Origin of the sequence: Paenibacillus sp. RC334, assembly GCF_030034735.1 — a bacterium.
Taxonomy (GTDB): domain Bacteria; phylum Bacillota; class Bacilli; order Paenibacillales; family Paenibacillaceae; genus Paenibacillus; species Paenibacillus terrae_A.
Map to the genome: position 1 here is coordinate 3,601,787 of NZ_CP125370.1, position 18,866 is coordinate 3,620,652.

Below are 18,866 nucleotides of genomic sequence, written 5' to 3' on the forward strand. Positions count from 1 at the left end.
AAATGGCCCCGTTACACTTTATATGCTAAGCCTTATTTGCCAAAGGAGGCCGGGTCCTGACGCCACGAACGCAGCAGCTCCAGTTCTTCCTCCTGAATCGTTCCCTCACGCAAGGCAACGTCCATCAGGGCCGTGTAATTGGACAAGCTTTGCAGCTTCACACCTGCTTCTGCAAAGGCTTGAGTCGCTTTATCAAGCTGGTAGCTGAAAATAGCGAGTACAGCTAACGGCTGGGCGCCTGCTTGCTCTACGGCCTGCGCTGCTTTGATGGAGCTGCCACCAGTAGAGATGAGATCCTCGATAACAATAACCTTTTGTCCCTCACTAATCCGACCTTCGATCTGGTTCTCTTTGCCGTGTCCTTTGGCTTTGTCCCTTACATACGCCATCGGCAGATTAAGCTTTTGCGCCACCCAGGCAGCATGAGGAATCCCCGCTGTAGCCGTGCCTGCTATGACTTCGGTTTCAGGGTATTGCTCACGGATCACAGCAGCGAACGAATCAGCGATCAGCTCGCGCACCTCCGGATAGGACATAGTCAGGCGATTGTCACAGTAGATAGGTGATTTAATGCCGGATGTCCATGTAAAAGGCTGCTGCGGACGCAGCGCTACCGCCTGAATTCGTAACAGATGGGATGCAATTTGCTCGGGGATATTATTTAATGTAGTCATACTTGGTTCATCTCCTCAATAATGTGTTCCGCTGCGGCACGCGGGTCTAATGCAGCCGTAATGGGGCGTCCAACGACGATGTAGCTGCTACCTTGGGCGATGGCTTGCCCAGGTGTCACTACACGTGACTGGTCGCCTGTAGCGCTGCCTGCCGGACGTATGCCAGGGGTAATCGTCTTGAAGTCCGCCCCGCATACAGCGCGGATCGCAGGCACTTCCAACGGGGATGCCACTACTCCGTCCAATCCTGCCTCACGGGTCAGTTGTGCGTATCGAACGACCACATCCTGTACTGTACCGGGAATGCCTATCTCCTTATTCATGGTTGTCTGGTCCATACTGGTCAACTGTGTAACTGCTATAATGAGCGGCATAGCAAGTGAACTGTCTGCCAAAACAGCGGCTTCGGCCCCAGCCTTGGCGGCTGCCATCATATTTCGCCCTCCGGCAGCATGTACGTTGAACATATCCACACCCAGGCGGGTGATGCTCTCCGCACCTCCCCGTACGGTGTTGGGGATATCATGCATTTTCAAATCCAGAAATACGGAGTATCCTCTCGACTTTAGCTGCTCTACAAAAGCTGGCCCTGCGCTATAAAACAGCTGCATGCCTACTTTTATATAACAGGGAATACCCTCCAGCTGTTGAATGAGCCGCTCCGCCTGCTGCGCATCCGGATAATCTAACGCGACCATCAGCCGTCCTGCCATCTGCTGAAATGCTTCGTTCATCGTCCTGCATCCCCTTTTCACGTCAATTCGGGTATATTTGCCCGTGATAAAGGACATCCGTCAGCCGAAGCTGATGAATGTCCTTTCCTGTACTACTTATTTCTCATCTTCTATTCGTATCGCGTTAGTGGCTCAAAACCGGCATGGATTCGGATGTAAAGTTAATCGTCTCCAGCATTCTCAGCAAAGCGCGTACGGTATCCAGCGAGGTCATGCAGACGATGCCGTTCTCAACCGCTTCACGGCGGATACGGAATCCATCACGCTCTGGCGTTTTCCCCTTGGTCAGCGTATTAAAGACGAAGTTGGCTTCACCCGTGCGGATCATATCCAGGATGTTCGGGGTACCCTCGCTCAGCTTGTTGATCGTCTTCACTGGAATGTTAGCCTGCTCCAGCGCAGCTGCCGTTCCACCTGTTGCAATAATTTTGTAGCCCAGTCTGTAAAAGCCCTGCATCAGCTCGACTGCTTCTTCTTTGTCCTTATCCGCCACCGTGATGATGATCGCTCCGGTAGATGGGATTTTCATACCAGCACCCACGAGTCCTTTGTACAGCGCTTTGGCGTACTGAATGTCGCGTCCCATCACTTCACCCGTCGATTTCATTTCCGGCCCCAGTGTCGGCTCTACACGGCGCAGCTTGGCAAAAGAGAATACCGGAACCTTGACCGAGACATAATTACTTTCAGGCCATAGCCCTTCTGTATAGCCCGCATCCTTGAGCTTGCCGCCCAAAATGGCCTGTGTTGCCAGATTCGCCATCGGGATATTCGTGACTTTGCTCAGGAAAGGAACCGTCCGCGAGGAACGCGGGTTGACCTCGATCACATACACCTCATCTTGATGAATGACGAACTGGATGTTTACCAGACCAATCGTTTTCAATTCCTTGGCGATGCTGATCGTGATTTCCACGATTTTTTGCTTCAACTCGTCGGACAAGTGCTGCGGCGGATACACCGCGATAGAGTCACCTGAGTGAACCCCAGCCCGTTCCACATGCTCCATAATGCCCGGCACCAGTACCGTATCGCCGTCACAGATGGCGTCAACCTCAACTTCTTTGCCCAGCATGTAACGATCGATCAGCACCGGGTGTTCAGGGTTGATTTTAACGGCTTCTTCCATGTAGCGCAGCAATTCCGCATCGGAGTATACAATCTCCATCGCACGTCCGCCGAGGACGTAGGATGGACGCACCAGCACCGGGTAGCCCAGCGCCTGCGCAGTTCCTACCGCTTCATCTACCGAGATGACCGTGTTGCCTTTAGGCTGTGCAATAGCCAGACGTGATAGCAACCGCTCAAACTTTTTCCGATCTTCCGCTTCGTCGATACTTTCCAGACTCGTACCCAAAATGTTCACGCCTGCCGCACTAAGCGGAGCAGCGAGATTAATGGCCGTTTGACCGCCGAACTGGACGATAACGCCAATCGGTTTTTCCTGCTCGATGACATTCATAACATCCTCGAAGAAAAGCGGCTCAAAGTAGAGACGGTCGGATGTGTTAAAATCCGTAGATACCGTTTCTGGGTTGTTATTGATAATTACTGCTTCGTAGCCCGCTTTTTGAATGGCCCATACCGCATGTACAGTGGAGTAATCAAATTCAATCCCTTGCCCGATCCGAATCGGCCCGGAGCCGAGCACGATGACTTTCTCTTTATTGGATGGAATCACTTCGTTTTCCACCTCATAAGAGGAGTAGTAGTACGGCGTTGTAGCTTCAAACTCGGCTGCGCATGTATCTACCATTTTATAGACCGGGCGCAGGTTGTGACTCAGACGGAACTCACGTACCTCGCGCTCGGTTGTCATGCTGCCACCCGGTTGGCCCAGACTGCGAACCTCGGCGATGGAGCGGTCCGTAAAGCCATTACGTTTGGCCTGATAGAGTGTTTCGTAGGTCAGTTCAGACTCTTCAGCCATTTTAGCTTCGAACTTGACGATGCCCTCTACCTTGTCAAGGAACCACCAGTCAATTTTCGTTAAATCCTGAATTTCCTGCTGCTCCCAGCCACGACGGAATGCCTCAGCTACCAGGAACAAGCGCTCATCATCTGCTTTAATCAGGCGCTCCGTGAGCACCTCATCCGACAGTTGATCGGCTCCCTTAAGATGCAGACGGTGTACACCGATTTCCAGCGACCGTACCGCTTTGTGGATGGACTCTTCGAACGTGCGACCGATAGCCATCACTTCGCCAGTTGCTTTCATTTGCGTGCCCAGCTTGCGATTGGCAGAAATGAATTTATCGAACGGCCAGCGCGGTATTTTGCTCACGATGTAATCCAGTGTCGGCTCAAAGCAAGCATACGTTTGTCCCGTTACCGGGTTCACGATTTCATCCAGCGTGTAGCCCAGCGCGATTTTGGCAGCCATTTTGGCAATTGGATATCCAGTCGCCTTGGATGCCAGCGCTGAGGAACGACTCACCCGCGGATTTACTTCAATGACATAGTATTGATAGCTGTGTGGATCAAGCGCAAACTGCACATTACATCCGCCTTCAATATTGAGAGCGCGGATAATTTTCAGGGAAGCGGAGCGCAGCATCTGGTACTCTCGATCTGACAGCGTCTGACTCGGCGCTACAACGATACTGTCGCCAGTATGTACGCCGACCGGATCAAAGTTTTCCATGTTGCAGACAACGATACAGTTATCATTGCCGTCACGCATGACTTCATACTCGACTTCCTTCATGCCTGCGATGCTCTTTTCCACCAAACATTGTCCAATTGGACTGTAACGCAAGCCAGAGCTTACCGTCTCACGCAGTTCTTCTTCGTTCACACAGATCCCGCCGCCTGTTCCACCCAGCGTATAAGCCGGGCGAACAATAATCGGATAACCGATTTCGTTAGCAAAATCCAGCGATTCCTCTAACGTTGTAACAATGACGCTCTGAGGTACAGGCTGTTCCAGCTCACGCATCAAATCGCGGAACAAGTCACGGTCTTCGGCTTTTTCAATCGAAGTCAGCTGTGTTCCCAGCAGCTTGACGTTTTCACGCTCCAGCACTCCGGCACGAGCCAGCTCCACCGCCATATTCAGTCCTGTTTGTCCTCCCAGTGTAGGAAGCAGGCCATCCGGACGCTCTTGACGGATAATTTGTGTTACAAAATCAAGTGTAATCGGCTCGATGTATACTTTGTCCGCCATGTTCGTGTCTGTCATGATGGTTGCCGGGTTACTGTTGATCAGCACTACCTCGACGCCTTCTTCTTTGAGCGCTTGACAGGCTTGTGTACCAGCGTAGTCGAATTCCGCAGCCTGACCAATCACGATAGGACCGGAACCAATTACGAGTATTTTTTTAAGTTCTGTATTTTTCGGCATATTAGCGCTCTCCTCTCACTGCGGCGGCGATAGCAGCCTGACGCGGTTGCTTTGGATGATTTCTTTTGTGCTCACGGATCATGTCCAGAAAGCGGTCAAACAAGTAGCCGTTATCGTAAGGTCCAGGCGCAGCCTCCGGATGATATTGCACCGAAAACGCGGGATACTTGGTATGCTTAAGACCTTCAATCGTTTTATCGTTGTTATTAATATGCGTCACTTCAAGCTCGGTTCCTTTGATCGAACCCTCATTCACGGTGTAGCCGTGATTTTGTGAAGTGATGAAGCAGCGTCCGCTCTCCAGTTCCTTCACAGGATGGTTACCGCCACGATGACCGAATTTCAGTTTCTCCGTATCCGCTCCCGAAGCTAAGGCAAACAGCTGGTGTCCCAAGCAAATTCCGAAGATCGGATATTCCCCTAGCAGTTCAGCCACCGTGCGTACGGCATGCGGTACGTCTTTGGGATCTCCAGGGCCATTGGACAACTGAATTCCGTCCGGGTCCAAGCGGCGAATTTCCTCTGCCGTTGTATCATGCGGAACCACTACTACGTCGCAATCCCTTTTATTCAGTTCACGCAAGATACCGCTCTTAGCGCCATAGTCAATCAGTACGATTCGCTCCCCGTTGCCAGGGCTGCTATACGGATGAGGCGTTGAGGTCAATGGAACCTGATTACGCAGTTCTTCAATCGTCAGGTCAGCCATCATTTCTTTCAGTTCTTCCACAGGCTGAGTGCCCGTCGTCAAAATGCCCTTCATCGTGCCGTGATGGCGAATAATCCGGGTAAGCATGCGGGTATCGATGTCGCTAATGCCAATGATGCCATATTCCTTCAGCAAATCGTCCACGCTGTATTGGGCACGCCAGTTACTTGGCACCGGCTCGTAACGTCGAACAGCAAAGCCATGCACATAAGGCCGTACCGATTCAAAGTCATCCCGAGTAATTCCGTAATTGCCAATCAGCGGGTAAGTCATCGTTACGATTTGTCCGCAATAAGAGGGATCGGTCAGCACCTCTTGGTAGCCTGTAATCCCTGTGTTGAAAACGACCTCGCCTGTTTTTTCACCGTCCGCACCAAATGCTGTGCCTGTAAACAGCGTGCCGTCCTGAAGCAACAATCTTGCCTGCATCCCGTCTCACTCCTCTGTATGATTTCCTGCTATAAGGTTCTATTTTTTTAGTGGTTTATATTTATTTCACTTCGTCAGCAGACCATACCAGTCTGCCGTCTACCCAAGTTTTCACAGGCCAGCCTTTAAGTTTCCAGCCTGTAAAAGGAGTGTTGCGTCCTTTGCTGGCAAATGTTTGCGGATCAACCGCCTGCTCCTGCTCCAGATCAATCATGGTCAGGTCAGCGGGTGCTCCTTCTTCTAGACGCCCTGTGTCGAGGCGGAAGACACGTGCCGGGTCAGCAGTCATGCGCCGTACCAGAAAGTCGAGCGTCCATTGTCCAGTAGCTACAAATTTCGTGTACAGCAGCGGAAAAGCCGTTTCGAAGCCAACAATACCAAAAGGCGCCAGTTCCAATCCTTTTGCCTTCTCTTCTTCGCTGTGTGCCGCATGGTCGGTTACGATGATGTCGATCGTCCCGTCCTCCAGTCCCTCGATGCAGGCCTGCACATCACGCGGGGAGCGCAGCGGAGGATTCATTTTCCAATTCGCGTCCAGCCCCGGAATGTCTTCATCCGACAATACCAAATGGTGGGGACATACCTCAGCCGTTACCTTGATGCCAAAAGATTTCGCGTGGCGGATCAACCGCACTGACTGCTCCGTGCTAACATGGCATACATGATAGTGTGCCCCGGTTGCCTCGGATAGTAAAATGTCCCGTCCGACGTGAATCGCTTCGGATTCGTTCGGAATGCCTTTAAGTCCGTGACGCTTGGCAAATTCGCCGTCTGTCACCGCTGCTCCTTCAACAAGCGTGTTATCTTCGCAGTGAGCAATAACCGGCATATCCAGCGCTTTGGCCCGCGCCATGGCGTCCTTCATCATTTGCGCGCTTTGCACTCCGACACCGTCGTCAGTAAAACCAATTGCGCCTGCTGCTTTGAGCGCTTCAAAGTCCGTCAGCTCCCGTCCCAGCTCGTTTTTCGTAATGGCTGCGTAAGGAAGTACCTTGGCAAGCCCGGTGTCCTGCCCCTTTTTCAGTACCAGCTGAACCGTATCCGCATTGTCTGTCACCGGGCGTGTGTTCGGCATGCAGGCAATCGTCGTAAATCCACCTTTCACCGCCGCACGGCTGCCCGTTTCAATCGTTTCTTTATATTCAAAGCCAGGTTCTCTCAGATGCACATGCATGTCGATCAAACCGGGAATTACCAGCTTGCCTTGGGCATCGATTTTTTCGACTTGGCTCTCCTGCTCGGATGTCCCTTCTTCCACGAGTAGACTAACTCCAGCGTCCGCATTTACGATTGCTAGGATTTTTCCGTCCGCGATCAGAATAGATTTCAGTTCAGCTTCGCCCTGCTCGTTCAATACGCTTGCGTTCATAATTAATTGGTTCATGTAAAAAGTTCCTCCGCTCAGGTTTTCTGCAACTTTAGCCGCTGCTTGTTATGCTTTGCTTTAACCGTTACCAATGCTAATTCCGTGATCCTGCTGACAGTTTCTACAGCTTCATTGCCCGTTCCATAACCGCCATGCGGATTGGAACCCCGTTTGCCATCTGCGGGAAAATCCGTGATTGCTCGCTTTCCACGACTGCACTGTCGATTTCCACATTCCGGTTCACTGGAGCCGGATGCATAATGATCGTTCCGGGTTTAAGATTAGCTGCTCTTTGCTCTGTCAAGCCGTACTGCTCGCGATACTCATCCGCTGAGCGCAGCATTCCTTCGGCGTGCCGTTCCAGCTGTACCCGAAGCATCATAACCACGTCTGCCTGCAATGCCTCTTGCATAGGTACATATGGAGCGTGCGCCGCAAGATCAGATGCCTGCATATTGTCCGGCGCGCAGAAGCTAACCTGAGCTCCAAATTTTTGCAAGGCCCACAGATTCGAGCGAGCCACACGGCTGTGCAGAATGTCTCCAATGATGGATACCCGCAAGCCTTTTAGCTCGCCGAAAGTTTTGCGCATCGTGTATAGGTCCAGCAACGCCTGCGTAGGATGCTCGTTGTTGCCATCACCGGCGTTCACCAGTGGAACACTGACCTTCTCAGCAAGCTCTTGCAGCACTCCGGCCGGCTTAAGCCGAATGACTCCTGCGTCGATTCCCATGGATTCAAGCGTGCGTACCGTGTCGTAGATGGATTCCCCTTTTTCTACACTGGAGGCCGCAGCGGAAAAGTTCAAAACCTGAGCGCCTAAGCGTTTTTCCGCCATTTCAAAAGAAAAGCGGGTGCGGGTGCTGTTTTCAAAAAACATGTTAGCCGCAAAGCGTGATTGTAGCACTGGAACCAGCTTTTCCGGCTGTGATTCCCAATAATGAGCACGATCCAGAATGGACTCGATTTCATTTCGGCTAAGTTCTTTTAATCCGAGCAGGCTACGTTCTCTAAGTTGACTGGTTGTTGTAATCATGCCTGTTCCCCCCGGTTCTGATTGATCGTCACTTCGTCCTTACCGTCCGTCTCCTGAAGCGCAACTACGATTTCCTCGGATTTGGAGGTCGGGATGTTCTTGCCGATGTAATCTGGACGAATCGGAAGCTCACGGTGTCCGCGATCTGCCAGCACCGCCAGCTGGATCATTTGCGGTCGTCCGCAGTGCATCAATGCGTCCATCGCCGCGCGAATGGTACGGCCTGTGTACAGCACATCGTCGAAGAGAATGACTTTCTTATCATGAACCGATACGTCAGCGGGATTCATCAAAAGCTCTTTTCCATTTCCCTTGGCTTCGGCATTGTTCCCCCGGTCATCACGGTAAGCTGTGACATCCAGCTCCCCCCATGGAATCGGAGCGCCCTCAATTTCAGCGATTTTTGCAGCGAGACGCTGCGCCAGATGAACCCCTCGCGTTCGAATCCCTACCAGCACACAATTGTCAATGCCTTTGTTTTTTTCCAAAATTTCATGTGCAATCCGTGTCAAAGCCCGGCGAATCGCAATTTCATCCATCAGTACATGTGTTTCATGACTCATGCTTCCAGCCTCCTCAGGTTATGTTCCCTTCAGACCTGGTCCCGTGTTCGGATACAAAAAAGACTCCTTGCCCAAGTTTGGCAAGGAGTCTCGTATGAACAGTCTTCCACCGTTCTCCGATCTCTCGGATACACTGAAGACATGCCGCCGCAGCGGATGCACTGATCAGTGATCCATTCACGTTACCTTGCCAGCCTCACGGGACTGATTTAAAGGTGCTATTCAGGATTTCCTTTATCCGGCTTCTCATAGTACAAGATGGCAATCCATCTTTTGGACAAAGTTCATCGCAACTACAAGAAGTATGACAGATTGAAAATCACGTGTCAACACCTGTTCAACCGGAGCCACCGGAAGCACTTAAATAATTATACAACTTTAATGTATAATTATCCATAGTTGTTTTTACATATACCATGCTCAATAACAAAAATAACCGCCAATCAGGCGGTTATGCTTAATCATTATTCAGGTTTGTGAATATCAAATGCAATTTATCATTGTTTACCGACTGCGTAAGGATGCCAGTACATCTTCCATATCGGGAGGAATCGGTCTGCTGAACTCCATGTACTCTCCAGTGGTGGGATGCTTAAAGCCCAATACCGCGGCATGCAGTGCCTGACCGTCCATACGGACTCCTTTGCTACGTCCATACATCGGATCACCGACCAACGGGTGCCCAATAAATTTCATATGCACACGGATTTGATGCGTGCGCCCTGTTTCCAGTTGAAGTTCCAGCAAGGTATAATCCCCCAAACGCTCAATCACGAGAAAATGGGTAACTGCATGCTTGCTGTTACGCTCTGTCACCGTGAACAATTTGCGATCCCCCGAATCACGCCCGATGGGAGCATCTACCGTTCCCTGATCATGACTTAGATGGCCGTGAACCAGCGCTATATATTTACGAGTGACGCTGTGGTCCTTGAGCTGCGCTGCGAGCGAGGCGTGAGCCTGATCATTTTTGGCCGCCATCAGCAGTCCTGATGTATCCTTATCAATACGATGGACGATACCTGGACGCAATTCTCCGTTAATGCCGGAAAGATCATGACAGTGGTACATGAGTGCGTTGACCAGTGTTCCCGAAGAGTGTCCCGGTGCAGGATGTACAACCAGACCACGTTGCTTGTTAATGACAATGACGTCCGAATCCTCGTAAACAACATCCAGCGGAATATTTTCCGGTACAATATCTACACTCTCCGGCTCAGGTACGGATAATGAAATTCGATCACCTTCAGCCAGCTTGTAATTCGCCTTGATCGCTGTCCCGTTCACCAGCACCCGACTGTTCCCGATCCACAATTGAATCTGGGAACGGGACACATCCCTCATTTCTTCGGCGATATATTTGTCTATACGTGTTTTGGCATCCCCGGATTCCGCTGTCCATTCCAGAAATTCACCCTCCAGTTCGTCCTCATAAGACAAACCTGTGGCTTCGCCGTTTTCGTTTACTTCTTTCATGCTATGACTTCCCTTCAATGCTATCACTGCCATTACCTTTGTTCCGACGCGATTCCAATAATGTATCCAAAATAATCAGTGCTACACCAATGACAATCGCCGAATCTGCCACATTAAAAATCGGAAACGTATAGCTTCCAAAATTGAATTGAGCAAAATCAACCACTTCCCCTGAAATAGCCCGATCCAAAAAGTTACCGACCGCGCCTCCAAGTACCAAACTTAATGCAACTGGAAGCAATTTCTGCCCGGCCTTTACCGTTTTCCGCAAGTACCATATGATACCGATCACCACCACAATCGTAATCACGATAAACAGCCAACGCTGGCCTTCCAAAATCCCAAAAGCGGCTCCCCGGTTACGATGGGACGTGATTAGAAAGAAATTGCCGATGACTGGTATCTGCTCGTACAATTCCATGCGCGTAGCCACCAAATATTTGACTCCCTGATCAATCAAAAAAATAATTAGCGCAATACCAAAATAAATCACAGTCCTTCGTCACTCCGATCTGCTTATATCCGTTGTCGAACCCATTTATTGTAGCATAAGCCTTCTCAGATCGTCCACGAATCCCCAAGCTATTGGGCCTGGATTACGAATGAAATCAACTCCAGCGCATTTGATCAGAATTTCCTATGTAAAAGAGGTCTTTCCGGTGCAAACTACAAGGAGCATAACCGACAAAACGTACGCGCAGGTTAAACCTAGAATAAGGAGTGGATTCCATGTCCCCATTGACGGAGCAACAATTGCAGGGATTGCGTAACGAACTGCTGGAACGTAAAAAGGAGATTGAACATCGTTTGCAGGACAACGATCATTATGGACTCGGCGATTCCCAACGCGATCAGACCGGCGAGCTTTCCCCTATTGATAATCATCCAGGTGATTTGGCTACCGAAACGTATGAGCGAGCCAAGGACATTTCCCTATTGGAGCACGACGAATTTCAATTAGAACGTATCGAATCAGCCTTAATGGCAATGGATAAGGGAACCTATGGCATTTGTGTAGCCAGCGGCAAACCAATTCCTTATGAGCGTCTGCTAGCTGTTCCCTATACCATTTACTGCAAAGAATACAGCCCTGAAACGGAAGTTTCCAACCGACGCCCGGTGGAGGAGGAATTCCTCGCTCCCGCATTCGGCAGAACAAGTCTGGATGAGCGTGAAGATCAAAACGGCTTTGACGGCGAGGACGCCTGGCAAATCGTTGAAAGCTGGGGTACATCGAATACACCTGCTATGGCCGAAAGTGGAGAAATTCATAGCTACGATGATATGGAAATTGAAGCCAACGATGATAATATGGGCTTCGTAGAGCCTTACGAAAGCTTTGTAGCCACAGACATATATGGAAAAAATATATCTGTTGTCCGCAGTTCCATTTATCAGCGTTATCTGGATGATGGCGAGGGCGAAGGTCTGCTGGATCCGGATACGCACGAAGAATAGTTAAACCAAATCCTAACAGGTAAACAAGTACCTAGTAGGTGTTTAGCTGCAGTTGTCGTTGCACAATCCGTACAATATCAGCAATATAATCACCGATGATCGGCAAATTCAGCGCTCCCAACACTTGCAACACATAGATAATGGTCGCCGCGAAAAAAGTAAATCCAAGCGCGATACCGAGCCCCCGAGACAGACCTGATATTAAGTTTAGCCATAGCAATCGCCAAGGCTTGTTGAGCAACAGGGCATAATCAGCAATGCGGCTGCGTTCCAGCTGCTGCGACACGGAACGCACCAGCTTTTCTACACGGCTTAGCTGGTCAGCCTGATCACCTGCTGTACCTAGATTTGTGACTACAGCCCCTGTACTTCCTCCGTTCATGCCTTGGCGGCTTCTGCCCTGTCTGCGCCTTGATCGTGCGGTCATGCACAATCCCCCTTTTCCCATACTGCCCTGAACGCAGCAAACGAGCCGAAGCATGTAACGGAGATCATCCATCCGTTTCCAATGCTTAGGCTCGTTTTTTATATGCTGCCTGTTATTGTATTATGGGACAGGGGTCTTGTAATTATTCCCCAATATGCACGCCGATAGTTTTACCGTTCACTTCTACGCGTTCCACAGGCTCGGCTTGACCAAATGTCACTGTCGTTACCAATACGTTCTCACGCAACACCGAATCGAAGTTTTGAATCGCCTGACGTAGCTCACTATCTACATCCAGCGTAAGTGCCACATACTTTTCAATCGGCAGATCCAGCTTCTTACGGTAATCCTGCACCGCACGAACAACCTCACGTACCCAGCCCTCTTGCTCCAGCTCAGGCGTAATGTCCGTGTTCAATGCTACGGTTAAACCATAGCCGGAAGCGGAAGCAAAGCCTTTCTTAGCTTTTTTCTCCACCAGCAATTCCTCGGCTGTAACCTGCAACTCTTCCCCTTCTGGAGAAGCCACGTTCAGCACTCCTTTTTCCACAACCGACCGGGTATCTTCAGCAGACATTCCTTTGAAAAAGTTTTGCAGGAAGCCGACATTTTTGCCGTATTTCTTGCCCGCTACCTTCAAATTCAGCTTCAGCGTGAAGTCTACAAAGCCGCTATCGTCCGTTTCAACATGAATATTTTTCACATTGATCTCATCCTTGATGATTTCCTCATAACCACTCAGATCAAAATCCTGATCCATGGACAAAATCAATTCGGATAACGGCTGACGCGTTTTCAGCCCCGTTTCGTTACGGACATTGCGCGCCAGTTCTACTACGCGGCGAGCCGTCTCCATGTCACGTTCCAGTTCCAGATCAATCAGGGCTTCATTTGCAGTTGGATAATCATCCAGATGAACGCTTTCTCCGTTGCTCAGGTTCAGGTAAATATCCTCAGCCAGCATCGGCGTGAACGGCGCAAGCAGCTTCGCTGTGGTCAACAACACCTCAGTCAGTGTACGGTACGCATCCAATTTATCTTCTGTAAGGCCATTGCCCCAGAACCGATCACGCGAACGGCGGATATACCAATTGCTCAGTTCATCCACGAACGACTCAATCGCTTTGGACGAGTTCAGGAAATCGTTCACAGCCAGTGCTTTGTCCACCACCAGAATCAAGCTGTTGAGACGGGACAAAATCCAGCGATCCAGCTTGTGTGCCGATGGCTTGAACGGATGCTGCGCCGGTTCAAAACCGTCGATATCCGCATACAAGGTCAGGAAAGCGTGTGTATTTACGAGCGTATCTACCAGCTTCGATTTGGCTTCGCCTACAATGCCCTTGGAAAAACGTTTGCTATTCCACGGTGCACTATCGGACAACAAAGCCCAACGGAAAGCATCTGTACCATACTCGTCAATCACTTCCCATGGATCAATCACATTTCCCTTGGATTTGGACATTTTCTGCCCCTGCTCATCCAGTACGTGGCCTGTCGCCATAACTGCTTTGTAAGGAGCTTTCCCTGTAAGCATGGTCGAAACAGCAAGCAAGCTGTAGAACCAGCCACGAGTCTGGTCAATACCTTCACAGATCATGTCTGCCGGGAATTGCTGCTCGAATGTTTCATTATTTTCAAACGGATAATGATGTTGGGCAAAAGGCATGGAGCCGCTGTCGAACCATACGTCGATCACTTCCGGTGTACGGGTCATTTCGTATTTACCGCATGTACTGCGAACCTTGACTTCATCTACATATGGCTTGTGCAGCTCAATGTCAGCTGGTACGTCACCAATCGCACGTTCCCGTAGTTCAGCAATACTATGCGGAGCGAACTGCTCTCCGGTTTCCTCACAAACCCAGATATTCAGCGGTGTGCCCCAATAGCGATCACGGCTGATGTTCCAGTCCACCAATTCCTCCAAAAACTTGCCGAAGCGTCCTTCGCGTATATGACCCGGATACCATTCAACTTCGTTATTGTTGGCAATCAGTTGATCCTTGATGGCGGTTGTTTTGATAAACCAGCTATCCATGGCATAGTACAATAGCGGAGTATCACAGCGCCAGCAGAACGGATAACTATGCTCGTATTTTTCCTTGCTGTACAGCAAGCCTTTTTCCGACAGCATTTTAACAATATCCACATCACAGTCCTTTACAAAACGGCCTGCAAAATCAGTGATTTCCTCTACATAGTTACCCTGGAGATCCACCACATTGATGAATCCAACGCCATTTTCACGGCATACCCGGTAATCATCCTCGCCATACGCCGGAGCCATATGAACAATACCTGTACCGCTGGAGTCGGTTACGAACTTCGCACCCAGAATCTGATTGCCCTTCTCGACTTGGAAATACGTAAATGGCGGAGTATACGTTTGACCTACCAGTTCCGAGCCAGACAACGTGCCAATCACTTCATGATCGCCTTTAATCACGTCTCCGACGAGGTTTTTGGCAACGATGTATACACCGTCTTCCTGTTTTACACGAGCGTATTCCAGATCAGGATTGACGGCAAGTGCCACGTGACTCGGCAAGGTCCAAGGTGTTGTCGTCCAGGCCAGCACATATTCACCACTGCTATGCAGCTTAAATTTGGCCGTGGCACTCAGGTCTTTTACGTCTTTGTAGCCCTGTGCCACTTCATGGGAACTCAACGTTGTTTGACAATCTGGACAATACGGACTTACGCGATGACCGCGATACAGCAGACCCTTTTCGTGAATCGTCGCCAGAATGTTCCACACACTCTCGATATAGTTATTATCCAGCGTAATGTATGGATTATCTAGGTCTGTCCAGTAACCGATAGCTTCGGTCAGATCACGCCATTGCTGCTCATACTCAAACACGCTGGCTTTACATTTTTTGATAAACTTTTCAACGCCGTATTCCTCAATTTCAGGCTTATGGGAAATGCCCAGTTGCTTCTGTACACCCAATTCTACTGGTAGCCCATGGGTATCCCAACCCGCCTTACGTACGACACGGTACCCCTTCATCGTTTGGTAACGGCCAACAAAATCCTTAATCACACGGCCCAGCATGTGACCGATATGCGGTTTACCGTTGGCTGTTGGCGGACCTTCATAAAATACAAAGTTTGGCTTACCCTCACGATGCGTGATCGTTTTGCGGAACGTGTCCTCCTGCTTCCATTTGCTCAGGATGCGCAGGTCGCGGGACCGTGCCTTTTCTTTGACATCTACTCTGTTCATAATGTCATTCTTCCTCTCTGTTCATCAGTTTCTGTAGCATTCTCTGAAAAAAAGCAACAAAAAAGCCCCGTCCCTGTAAAGGGACGAGACTGTGCTCGCGTTACCACCCTGATTCCGTAAACAGACCATTTTCAAAAAGACTGGTCCCGTCACGGCTCTCCGAGCCCTACTCAACTACAGCAGGGCGCCATTGTAACGTATGGCACACGGTGATAGCTTACACACGCCGGATAAAACTCAAGCGCTTCAGCTCACTTCTCAGGGAGGATCTTCGGTCATGTTCTGAACGTTGGCTTGCACCGGAAAAAGGCCAACTCTCTGAGGGACAAAAACATGACGTACTCATTCCCATCAACGAATTACAAATGTTAAATTCATCGGGATATTAAATCAGCAGCTTCGCTGCCCTGAATAACAACCCATTACCCAACGGATAACGTGATATTCAGTATAGTATTTACAGTTATAGCCTGTTTGAAGATAAAAGTCAACCCTGACGAGACCCAATCATCGCTGTCAGAAATGACGATTAATAAATCTCTTTCATTTCACGCTCACGCTCCAGCACTTCGCGTTCACGATTTTCAAGAGCTTCCCATCCGTCCTGACTTAACAAGTCAAGCTGCGCCTCCACCAATGTACGAAAACGTGCCCGGTAAATCGAAGCCTGCTTCTTCAGTTCCTCGACCTCCAACGCAATTTTGCGGGATTTGGACAACGCTTCATTCACAATGCGGTCCGCATTTTTTTCCGCTTCCTTCACGATGAGCTGCGATTCTTTCTTGGCATTGTTACGGACTTCATCAGCCGCTTCTTGCGCCACGATAATCGTCTTGCTCAACGTATCCTCAATGGTCGAAAAATGATCGAGCTTTTCCTGAACATTCAACAGCTGTGTACTCAGTTCTTTATTTTCACGGATAACGCCCTCGTAATCCTTGATCACCTGATCCAAAAATTCATTGACCTGATCTTCGTCATAACCGCGAAGCCGGCGGGCAAATTCCTTGTTATGTATATCCAATGGCGTTAATGGCATGCCGTCCACCTCCTATAAGATTGACAAAAAAACATTTTCCGCGTCACGACGCTCACTATCATCTATCGGTCATCATACCCCGTTTTGTGAATGCTGTACAGAGCAAAATCGTTCCAGTTCTCCGCTATAGCTTAATTCTTTCGACAGAAAGCTCGTGATTCCTGCCTCCAGCTATATAAACTTGCCAATTTTGACACGGAATCTTCCTTTTTTTGTCATTCCATCTGTTTCCAGCACTTTGAAACGCCCAAACCCCTGCATGGAAATAACGTCCCCCGCTTTAAGTGAAGTGGATGGATTCTCCTCCACCTTCCAATTCACCCGGCAACGTCCGGCCCGGATCGGAGTTAAAATCTTGCTCCGGCTGAGCTTGTACACATCACTGGCAATGCCATCCAGACGCAAAGAAGCCACCGTCAGGTCCAGCGGCTCCAATGCAACATCCTTCGTCCGCAGATTTTCTGGAGGCAACAGTTCGGTCCACACATGAACACGATGAACCTGCTGTAAATGCATTGTAATAAAATCGCTGATCTCTGAAGCCACCAATACATGGCACCCATCGTCCAGCACATGAATATCCCCGATTTTTCCACGCTTGATTCCAAGTCCCAATATCGCACCCAAGTAATCACCGTGCTCCAACGTATTAATTTTATGATCATCGGACAAAACGGAAAGAACCTGAATCCCCATATTCTCCTCGTCCAAATACGAATAATCGGGCGCAATCAGCGCCCGCTTTCGTTCCGATGCCTCATAGCCGCCATCTATCCTAATCGTGACCTTGTCTTCCTTCGAAGCAAGCGTCTCCAATATGTACAGTTGACGCGGGTCCAAAAAATCAGTCAGCTTCTGCTCATGATAAGCCCCCGCATGACTGATCCATTCGGAAGCGCGATCTACATAATCCCGTTCATCCGGGTGAAAATGCTCATAAATCTCGGTTCGCATAAGTCCTCCTAGACGAAATTGCTAATTAAAGACATCAAACCGTACGACGCAAAACGCAGAGCAATCAGCGCAACGATGGGTGAAATATCAATCATCCCGAAGATTGGCGGTATAAATCTGCGAAAAGGAGACAAATACGGCTCCACAAACTTGGCAAGTAAATCACCGATTACACTTTCTCTTGCATTAGGAAGCCATGACATCAGGACATATGCAATGATCATGTAAGAATAAATCTGAAATAGCCAACCGATTACCTCGATCAAGAAAAGCTCACCTCATTCTGTTAAGTTCTTGTTCAGTGTCAGCTAGTATTTCCGTAATGGAGCCTTGAATTTCAACCGTATCCGGTGTACACAGGAAAATATTATTGCCCACCTTGGAAATCCCCCCGCCCAACGCATATACAGTACCACTTAAAAAATCAATGATGCGCAACGCCTGATCCTTACGGATGCGTTGCAAATTGACCACGACTGTACGATGGGAACGAATGTGGTCGGCAATTTCCTGTGCTTCATCATAAGAACGCGGCTCATACAGGACAACTTTCACATTTTTCTGTGAATGGATGCTGACAACATTATTGCCCTTCTGGTTCTTACGTTTATCAAAGCTTGGGGTTTCAATTTCTTGATCTTCCGGCGTATTCATAACCTCTCGCTCTACAACTTCCTCTTCTTCCTGAAGTCCCAGGAAGTTCATGAACTTATTCATTACGCCCAATGGAAATCCTCCTCTCGTCCGACCAGTACAGAACCAAGCCGTAACCAGGTCGCTCCTTCTTCAACCGCCACCTCAAAATCATTAGACATGCCCATCGACAGGTGAACAATAGGTTCTCTCGTTAAAGCTTGTCCATTTAACGCATCACGCAGTTCACGTAGCCCCCGAAATACAGGCCGGGTATTCTCCGGGTCTTCCTCATGGGGAGCCATTGTCATCAAGCCGATCACGTCCACATGCTCCAGATCGCGAATTTGTTTCAGAAAAGGTACCACCGCCTCAGAAGAAAGGCCATATTTCGAAGTTTCCCCTGAAATATTAACTTGCACAAAGGCTTTGATCCTTAGTCCAAGAGCAGCCGCCTTCTTGTCCAATTCCTGAGCCAGCGACAACCGATCAAGCGAGTGTATAAATTCAAATTTTCCAATAACATCTTTAACCTTATTGGTTTGCAGATGACCGATAAAATGCCATGTTCCCCGGTCACCCAGCTTGCTCCATTTATCCGCAGCATCCTGCCAGCGATTTTCGCCAACATGCTCCAAGCCATTGTCTAATACGGATGCCATCGCCACTGCTGAAACATATTTCGTGACAGCAATCACATTTACTTCTTCACGCAAACGTCCGCTGCGGGCACATGCCGCTTCCACACGGGCGTTCACTTCTTTAATTCGTTCCTCCAAAGACACGGGAGGAC

General features: G+C 49.4%; 17 protein-coding genes and 1 other annotated feature. Of the genes, 1 reads left to right on the forward strand and 16 read right to left on the reverse strand.

The window, feature by feature from the left end; all coding sequences use genetic code 11:
• Positions 1–32: 32 nt before the first annotated feature.
• The 9 genes from pyrE to lspA all read right to left on the reverse strand — a co-directional run bounded on the left by pyrE (position 33) and on the right by lspA (position 10,823).
• Positions 33–674, reverse strand: a complete 642-nt coding sequence (gene pyrE, locus QMK20_RS16590; protein ID WP_044648414.1) for an orotate phosphoribosyltransferase — start codon at positions 672–674, stop codon at positions 33–35.
• Positions 671–1,408 carry an orotidine-5'-phosphate decarboxylase gene (gene pyrF / locus QMK20_RS16595; RefSeq protein WP_283652476.1) on the reverse strand — a complete coding sequence of 246 codons (738 nt, stop codon included), beginning with the start codon at positions 1,406–1,408 and terminating at the stop codon, positions 671–673. The genes pyrE and pyrF overlap by 4 nt, the downstream gene beginning before the upstream one ends.
• Positions 1,409–1,532: 124 nt before the next feature.
• A complete protein-coding gene (carB, locus tag QMK20_RS16600) occupies positions 1,533–4,751 on the reverse strand; it encodes a carbamoyl-phosphate synthase large subunit (protein ID WP_283652477.1) in 3,219 nt (1,072 codons plus the stop codon).
• A gap of 1 nt (position 4,752) precedes the next feature.
• Positions 4,753–5,889: a carbamoyl phosphate synthase small subunit gene (locus QMK20_RS16605; protein WP_283652478.1), complete on the reverse strand. Its 1,137-nt coding sequence runs from the start codon at positions 5,887–5,889 to the stop codon at positions 4,753–4,755.
• Positions 5,890–5,950: 61 nt separating this feature from the next.
• Positions 5,951–7,273 (reverse strand): dihydroorotase, encoded by a 1,323-nt coding sequence (locus QMK20_RS16610; protein WP_283652479.1) that lies wholly within the window; start codon positions 7,271–7,273, stop codon positions 5,951–5,953.
• 103 nt (positions 7,274–7,376) lie between these two features.
• On the reverse strand, positions 7,377–8,291 hold the full coding sequence (locus tag QMK20_RS16615; RefSeq protein WP_025684627.1) for an aspartate carbamoyltransferase catalytic subunit: 915 nt from the start codon (positions 8,289–8,291) through the stop codon (positions 7,377–7,379).
• Positions 8,288–8,854 (reverse strand): bifunctional pyr operon transcriptional regulator/uracil phosphoribosyltransferase PyrR, encoded by a 567-nt coding sequence (gene pyrR / locus QMK20_RS16620; protein ID WP_283652480.1) that lies wholly within the window; start codon positions 8,852–8,854, stop codon positions 8,288–8,290. Before pyrR ends, QMK20_RS16615 begins: the two co-directional genes overlap by 4 nt.
• Positions 8,855–9,358: 504 nt before the next feature.
• Positions 9,359–10,330, reverse strand: coding sequence for an RluA family pseudouridine synthase (locus tag QMK20_RS16625; protein WP_283652481.1), 972 nt, complete (start codon positions 10,328–10,330; stop codon positions 9,359–9,361).
• Position 10,331: 1 nt separating this feature from the next.
• Positions 10,332–10,823 (reverse strand): signal peptidase II, encoded by a 492-nt coding sequence (gene lspA / locus QMK20_RS16630; RefSeq protein ID WP_134913499.1) that lies wholly within the window; start codon positions 10,821–10,823, stop codon positions 10,332–10,334.
• A 236-nt stretch (positions 10,824–11,059) separates the two neighbouring features.
• On the opposite strand from lspA, the gene QMK20_RS16635 reads away from it, so the two are divergent.
• A complete protein-coding gene (locus QMK20_RS16635; protein ID WP_283652482.1) occupies positions 11,060–11,788 on the forward strand; it encodes a TraR/DksA C4-type zinc finger protein in 729 nt (242 codons plus the stop codon).
• A 31-nt stretch (positions 11,789–11,819) separates the two neighbouring features.
• Here QMK20_RS16635 and QMK20_RS16640 read toward each other — a convergent pair whose 3' ends face one another.
• The 7 genes from QMK20_RS16640 to QMK20_RS16670 form a co-directional block, all read right to left on the reverse strand.
• Positions 11,820–12,215, reverse strand: a complete 396-nt coding sequence (locus QMK20_RS16640) for a DUF5665 domain-containing protein (RefSeq protein WP_404518760.1) — start codon at positions 12,213–12,215, stop codon at positions 11,820–11,822.
• 142 nt (positions 12,216–12,357) lie between these two features.
• Positions 12,358–15,447 carry an isoleucine--tRNA ligase gene (ileS, locus tag QMK20_RS16645; protein ID WP_283652483.1) on the reverse strand — a complete coding sequence of 1,030 codons (3,090 nt, stop codon included), beginning with the start codon at positions 15,445–15,447 and terminating at the stop codon, positions 12,358–12,360.
• A gap of 76 nt (positions 15,448–15,523) precedes the next feature.
• Positions 15,524–15,811: a binding site (T-box leader), on the reverse strand.
• Positions 15,812–15,976: 165 nt separating this feature from the next.
• On the reverse strand, positions 15,977–16,486 hold the full coding sequence (locus QMK20_RS16650; RefSeq protein ID WP_014282424.1) for a DivIVA domain-containing protein: 510 nt from the start codon (positions 16,484–16,486) through the stop codon (positions 15,977–15,979).
• Positions 16,487–16,657: 171 nt separating this feature from the next.
• The gene (locus QMK20_RS16655; protein WP_283652484.1) at positions 16,658–17,440 is read right to left on the reverse strand and encodes a YlmH family RNA-binding protein; all 783 of its coding nucleotides are present in this window, start codon (positions 17,438–17,440) and stop codon (positions 16,658–16,660) included.
• A gap of 8 nt (positions 17,441–17,448) precedes the next feature.
• Positions 17,449–17,706: a YggT family protein gene (locus tag QMK20_RS16660; protein ID WP_014282426.1), complete on the reverse strand. Its 258-nt coding sequence runs from the start codon at positions 17,704–17,706 to the stop codon at positions 17,449–17,451.
• A gap of 7 nt (positions 17,707–17,713) precedes the next feature.
• Entirely contained in the window at positions 17,714–18,166 is a 453-nt protein-coding gene (locus tag QMK20_RS16665) for a cell division protein SepF (protein ID WP_025684635.1), read from the reverse strand.
• Positions 18,157–18,858, reverse strand: a complete 702-nt coding sequence (locus tag QMK20_RS16670) for a YggS family pyridoxal phosphate-dependent enzyme (protein WP_283652485.1) — start codon at positions 18,856–18,858, stop codon at positions 18,157–18,159. The genes QMK20_RS16665 and QMK20_RS16670 overlap by 10 nt, the downstream gene beginning before the upstream one ends.
• Positions 18,859–18,866: the final 8 nt, after the last annotated feature.

Excerpts from the sequence above, each read along its gene's own strand:
- pyrE (WP_044648414.1), bottom strand. The coding sequence starts at position 674 with ATGACTACATTAAATAATATCCCCGAGCAAATTGCATCCCATCTGTTA.
- pyrF (WP_283652476.1), bottom strand. The coding sequence starts at position 1,408 with ATGAACGAAGCATTTCAGCAGATGGCAGGACGGCTGATGGTCGCGTTA.
- carB (WP_283652477.1), bottom strand. The coding sequence starts at position 4,751 with ATGCCGAAAAATACAGAACTTAAAAAAATACTCGTAATTGGTTCCGGT.
- QMK20_RS16605 (WP_283652478.1), bottom strand. The coding sequence starts at position 5,889 with ATGCAGGCAAGATTGTTGCTTCAGGACGGCACGCTGTTTACAGGCACA.
- QMK20_RS16610 (WP_283652479.1), bottom strand. The coding sequence starts at position 7,273 with ATGAACCAATTAATTATGAACGCAAGCGTATTGAACGAGCAGGGCGAA.
- QMK20_RS16615 (WP_025684627.1), bottom strand. The coding sequence starts at position 8,291 with ATGATTACAACAACCAGTCAACTTAGAGAACGTAGCCTGCTCGGATTA.
- pyrR (WP_283652480.1), bottom strand. The coding sequence starts at position 8,854 with ATGAGTCATGAAACACATGTACTGATGGATGAAATTGCGATTCGCCGG.
- QMK20_RS16625 (WP_283652481.1), bottom strand. The coding sequence starts at position 10,330 with ATGAAAGAAGTAAACGAAAACGGCGAAGCCACAGGTTTGTCTTATGAG.
- QMK20_RS16635 (WP_283652482.1), top strand. The coding sequence starts at position 11,060 with ATGTCCCCATTGACGGAGCAACAATTGCAGGGATTGCGTAACGAACTG.
- QMK20_RS16640 (WP_404518760.1), bottom strand. The coding sequence starts at position 12,215 with ATGACCGCACGATCAAGGCGCAGACAGGGCAGAAGCCGCCAAGGCATG.
- ileS (WP_283652483.1), bottom strand. The coding sequence starts at position 15,447 with ATGAACAGAGTAGATGTCAAAGAAAAGGCACGGTCCCGCGACCTGCGC.
- QMK20_RS16650 (WP_014282424.1), bottom strand. The coding sequence starts at position 16,486 with ATGCCATTAACGCCATTGGATATACATAACAAGGAATTTGCCCGCCGG.
- QMK20_RS16655 (WP_283652484.1), bottom strand. The coding sequence starts at position 17,440 with ATGCGAACCGAGATTTATGAGCATTTTCACCCGGATGAACGGGATTAT.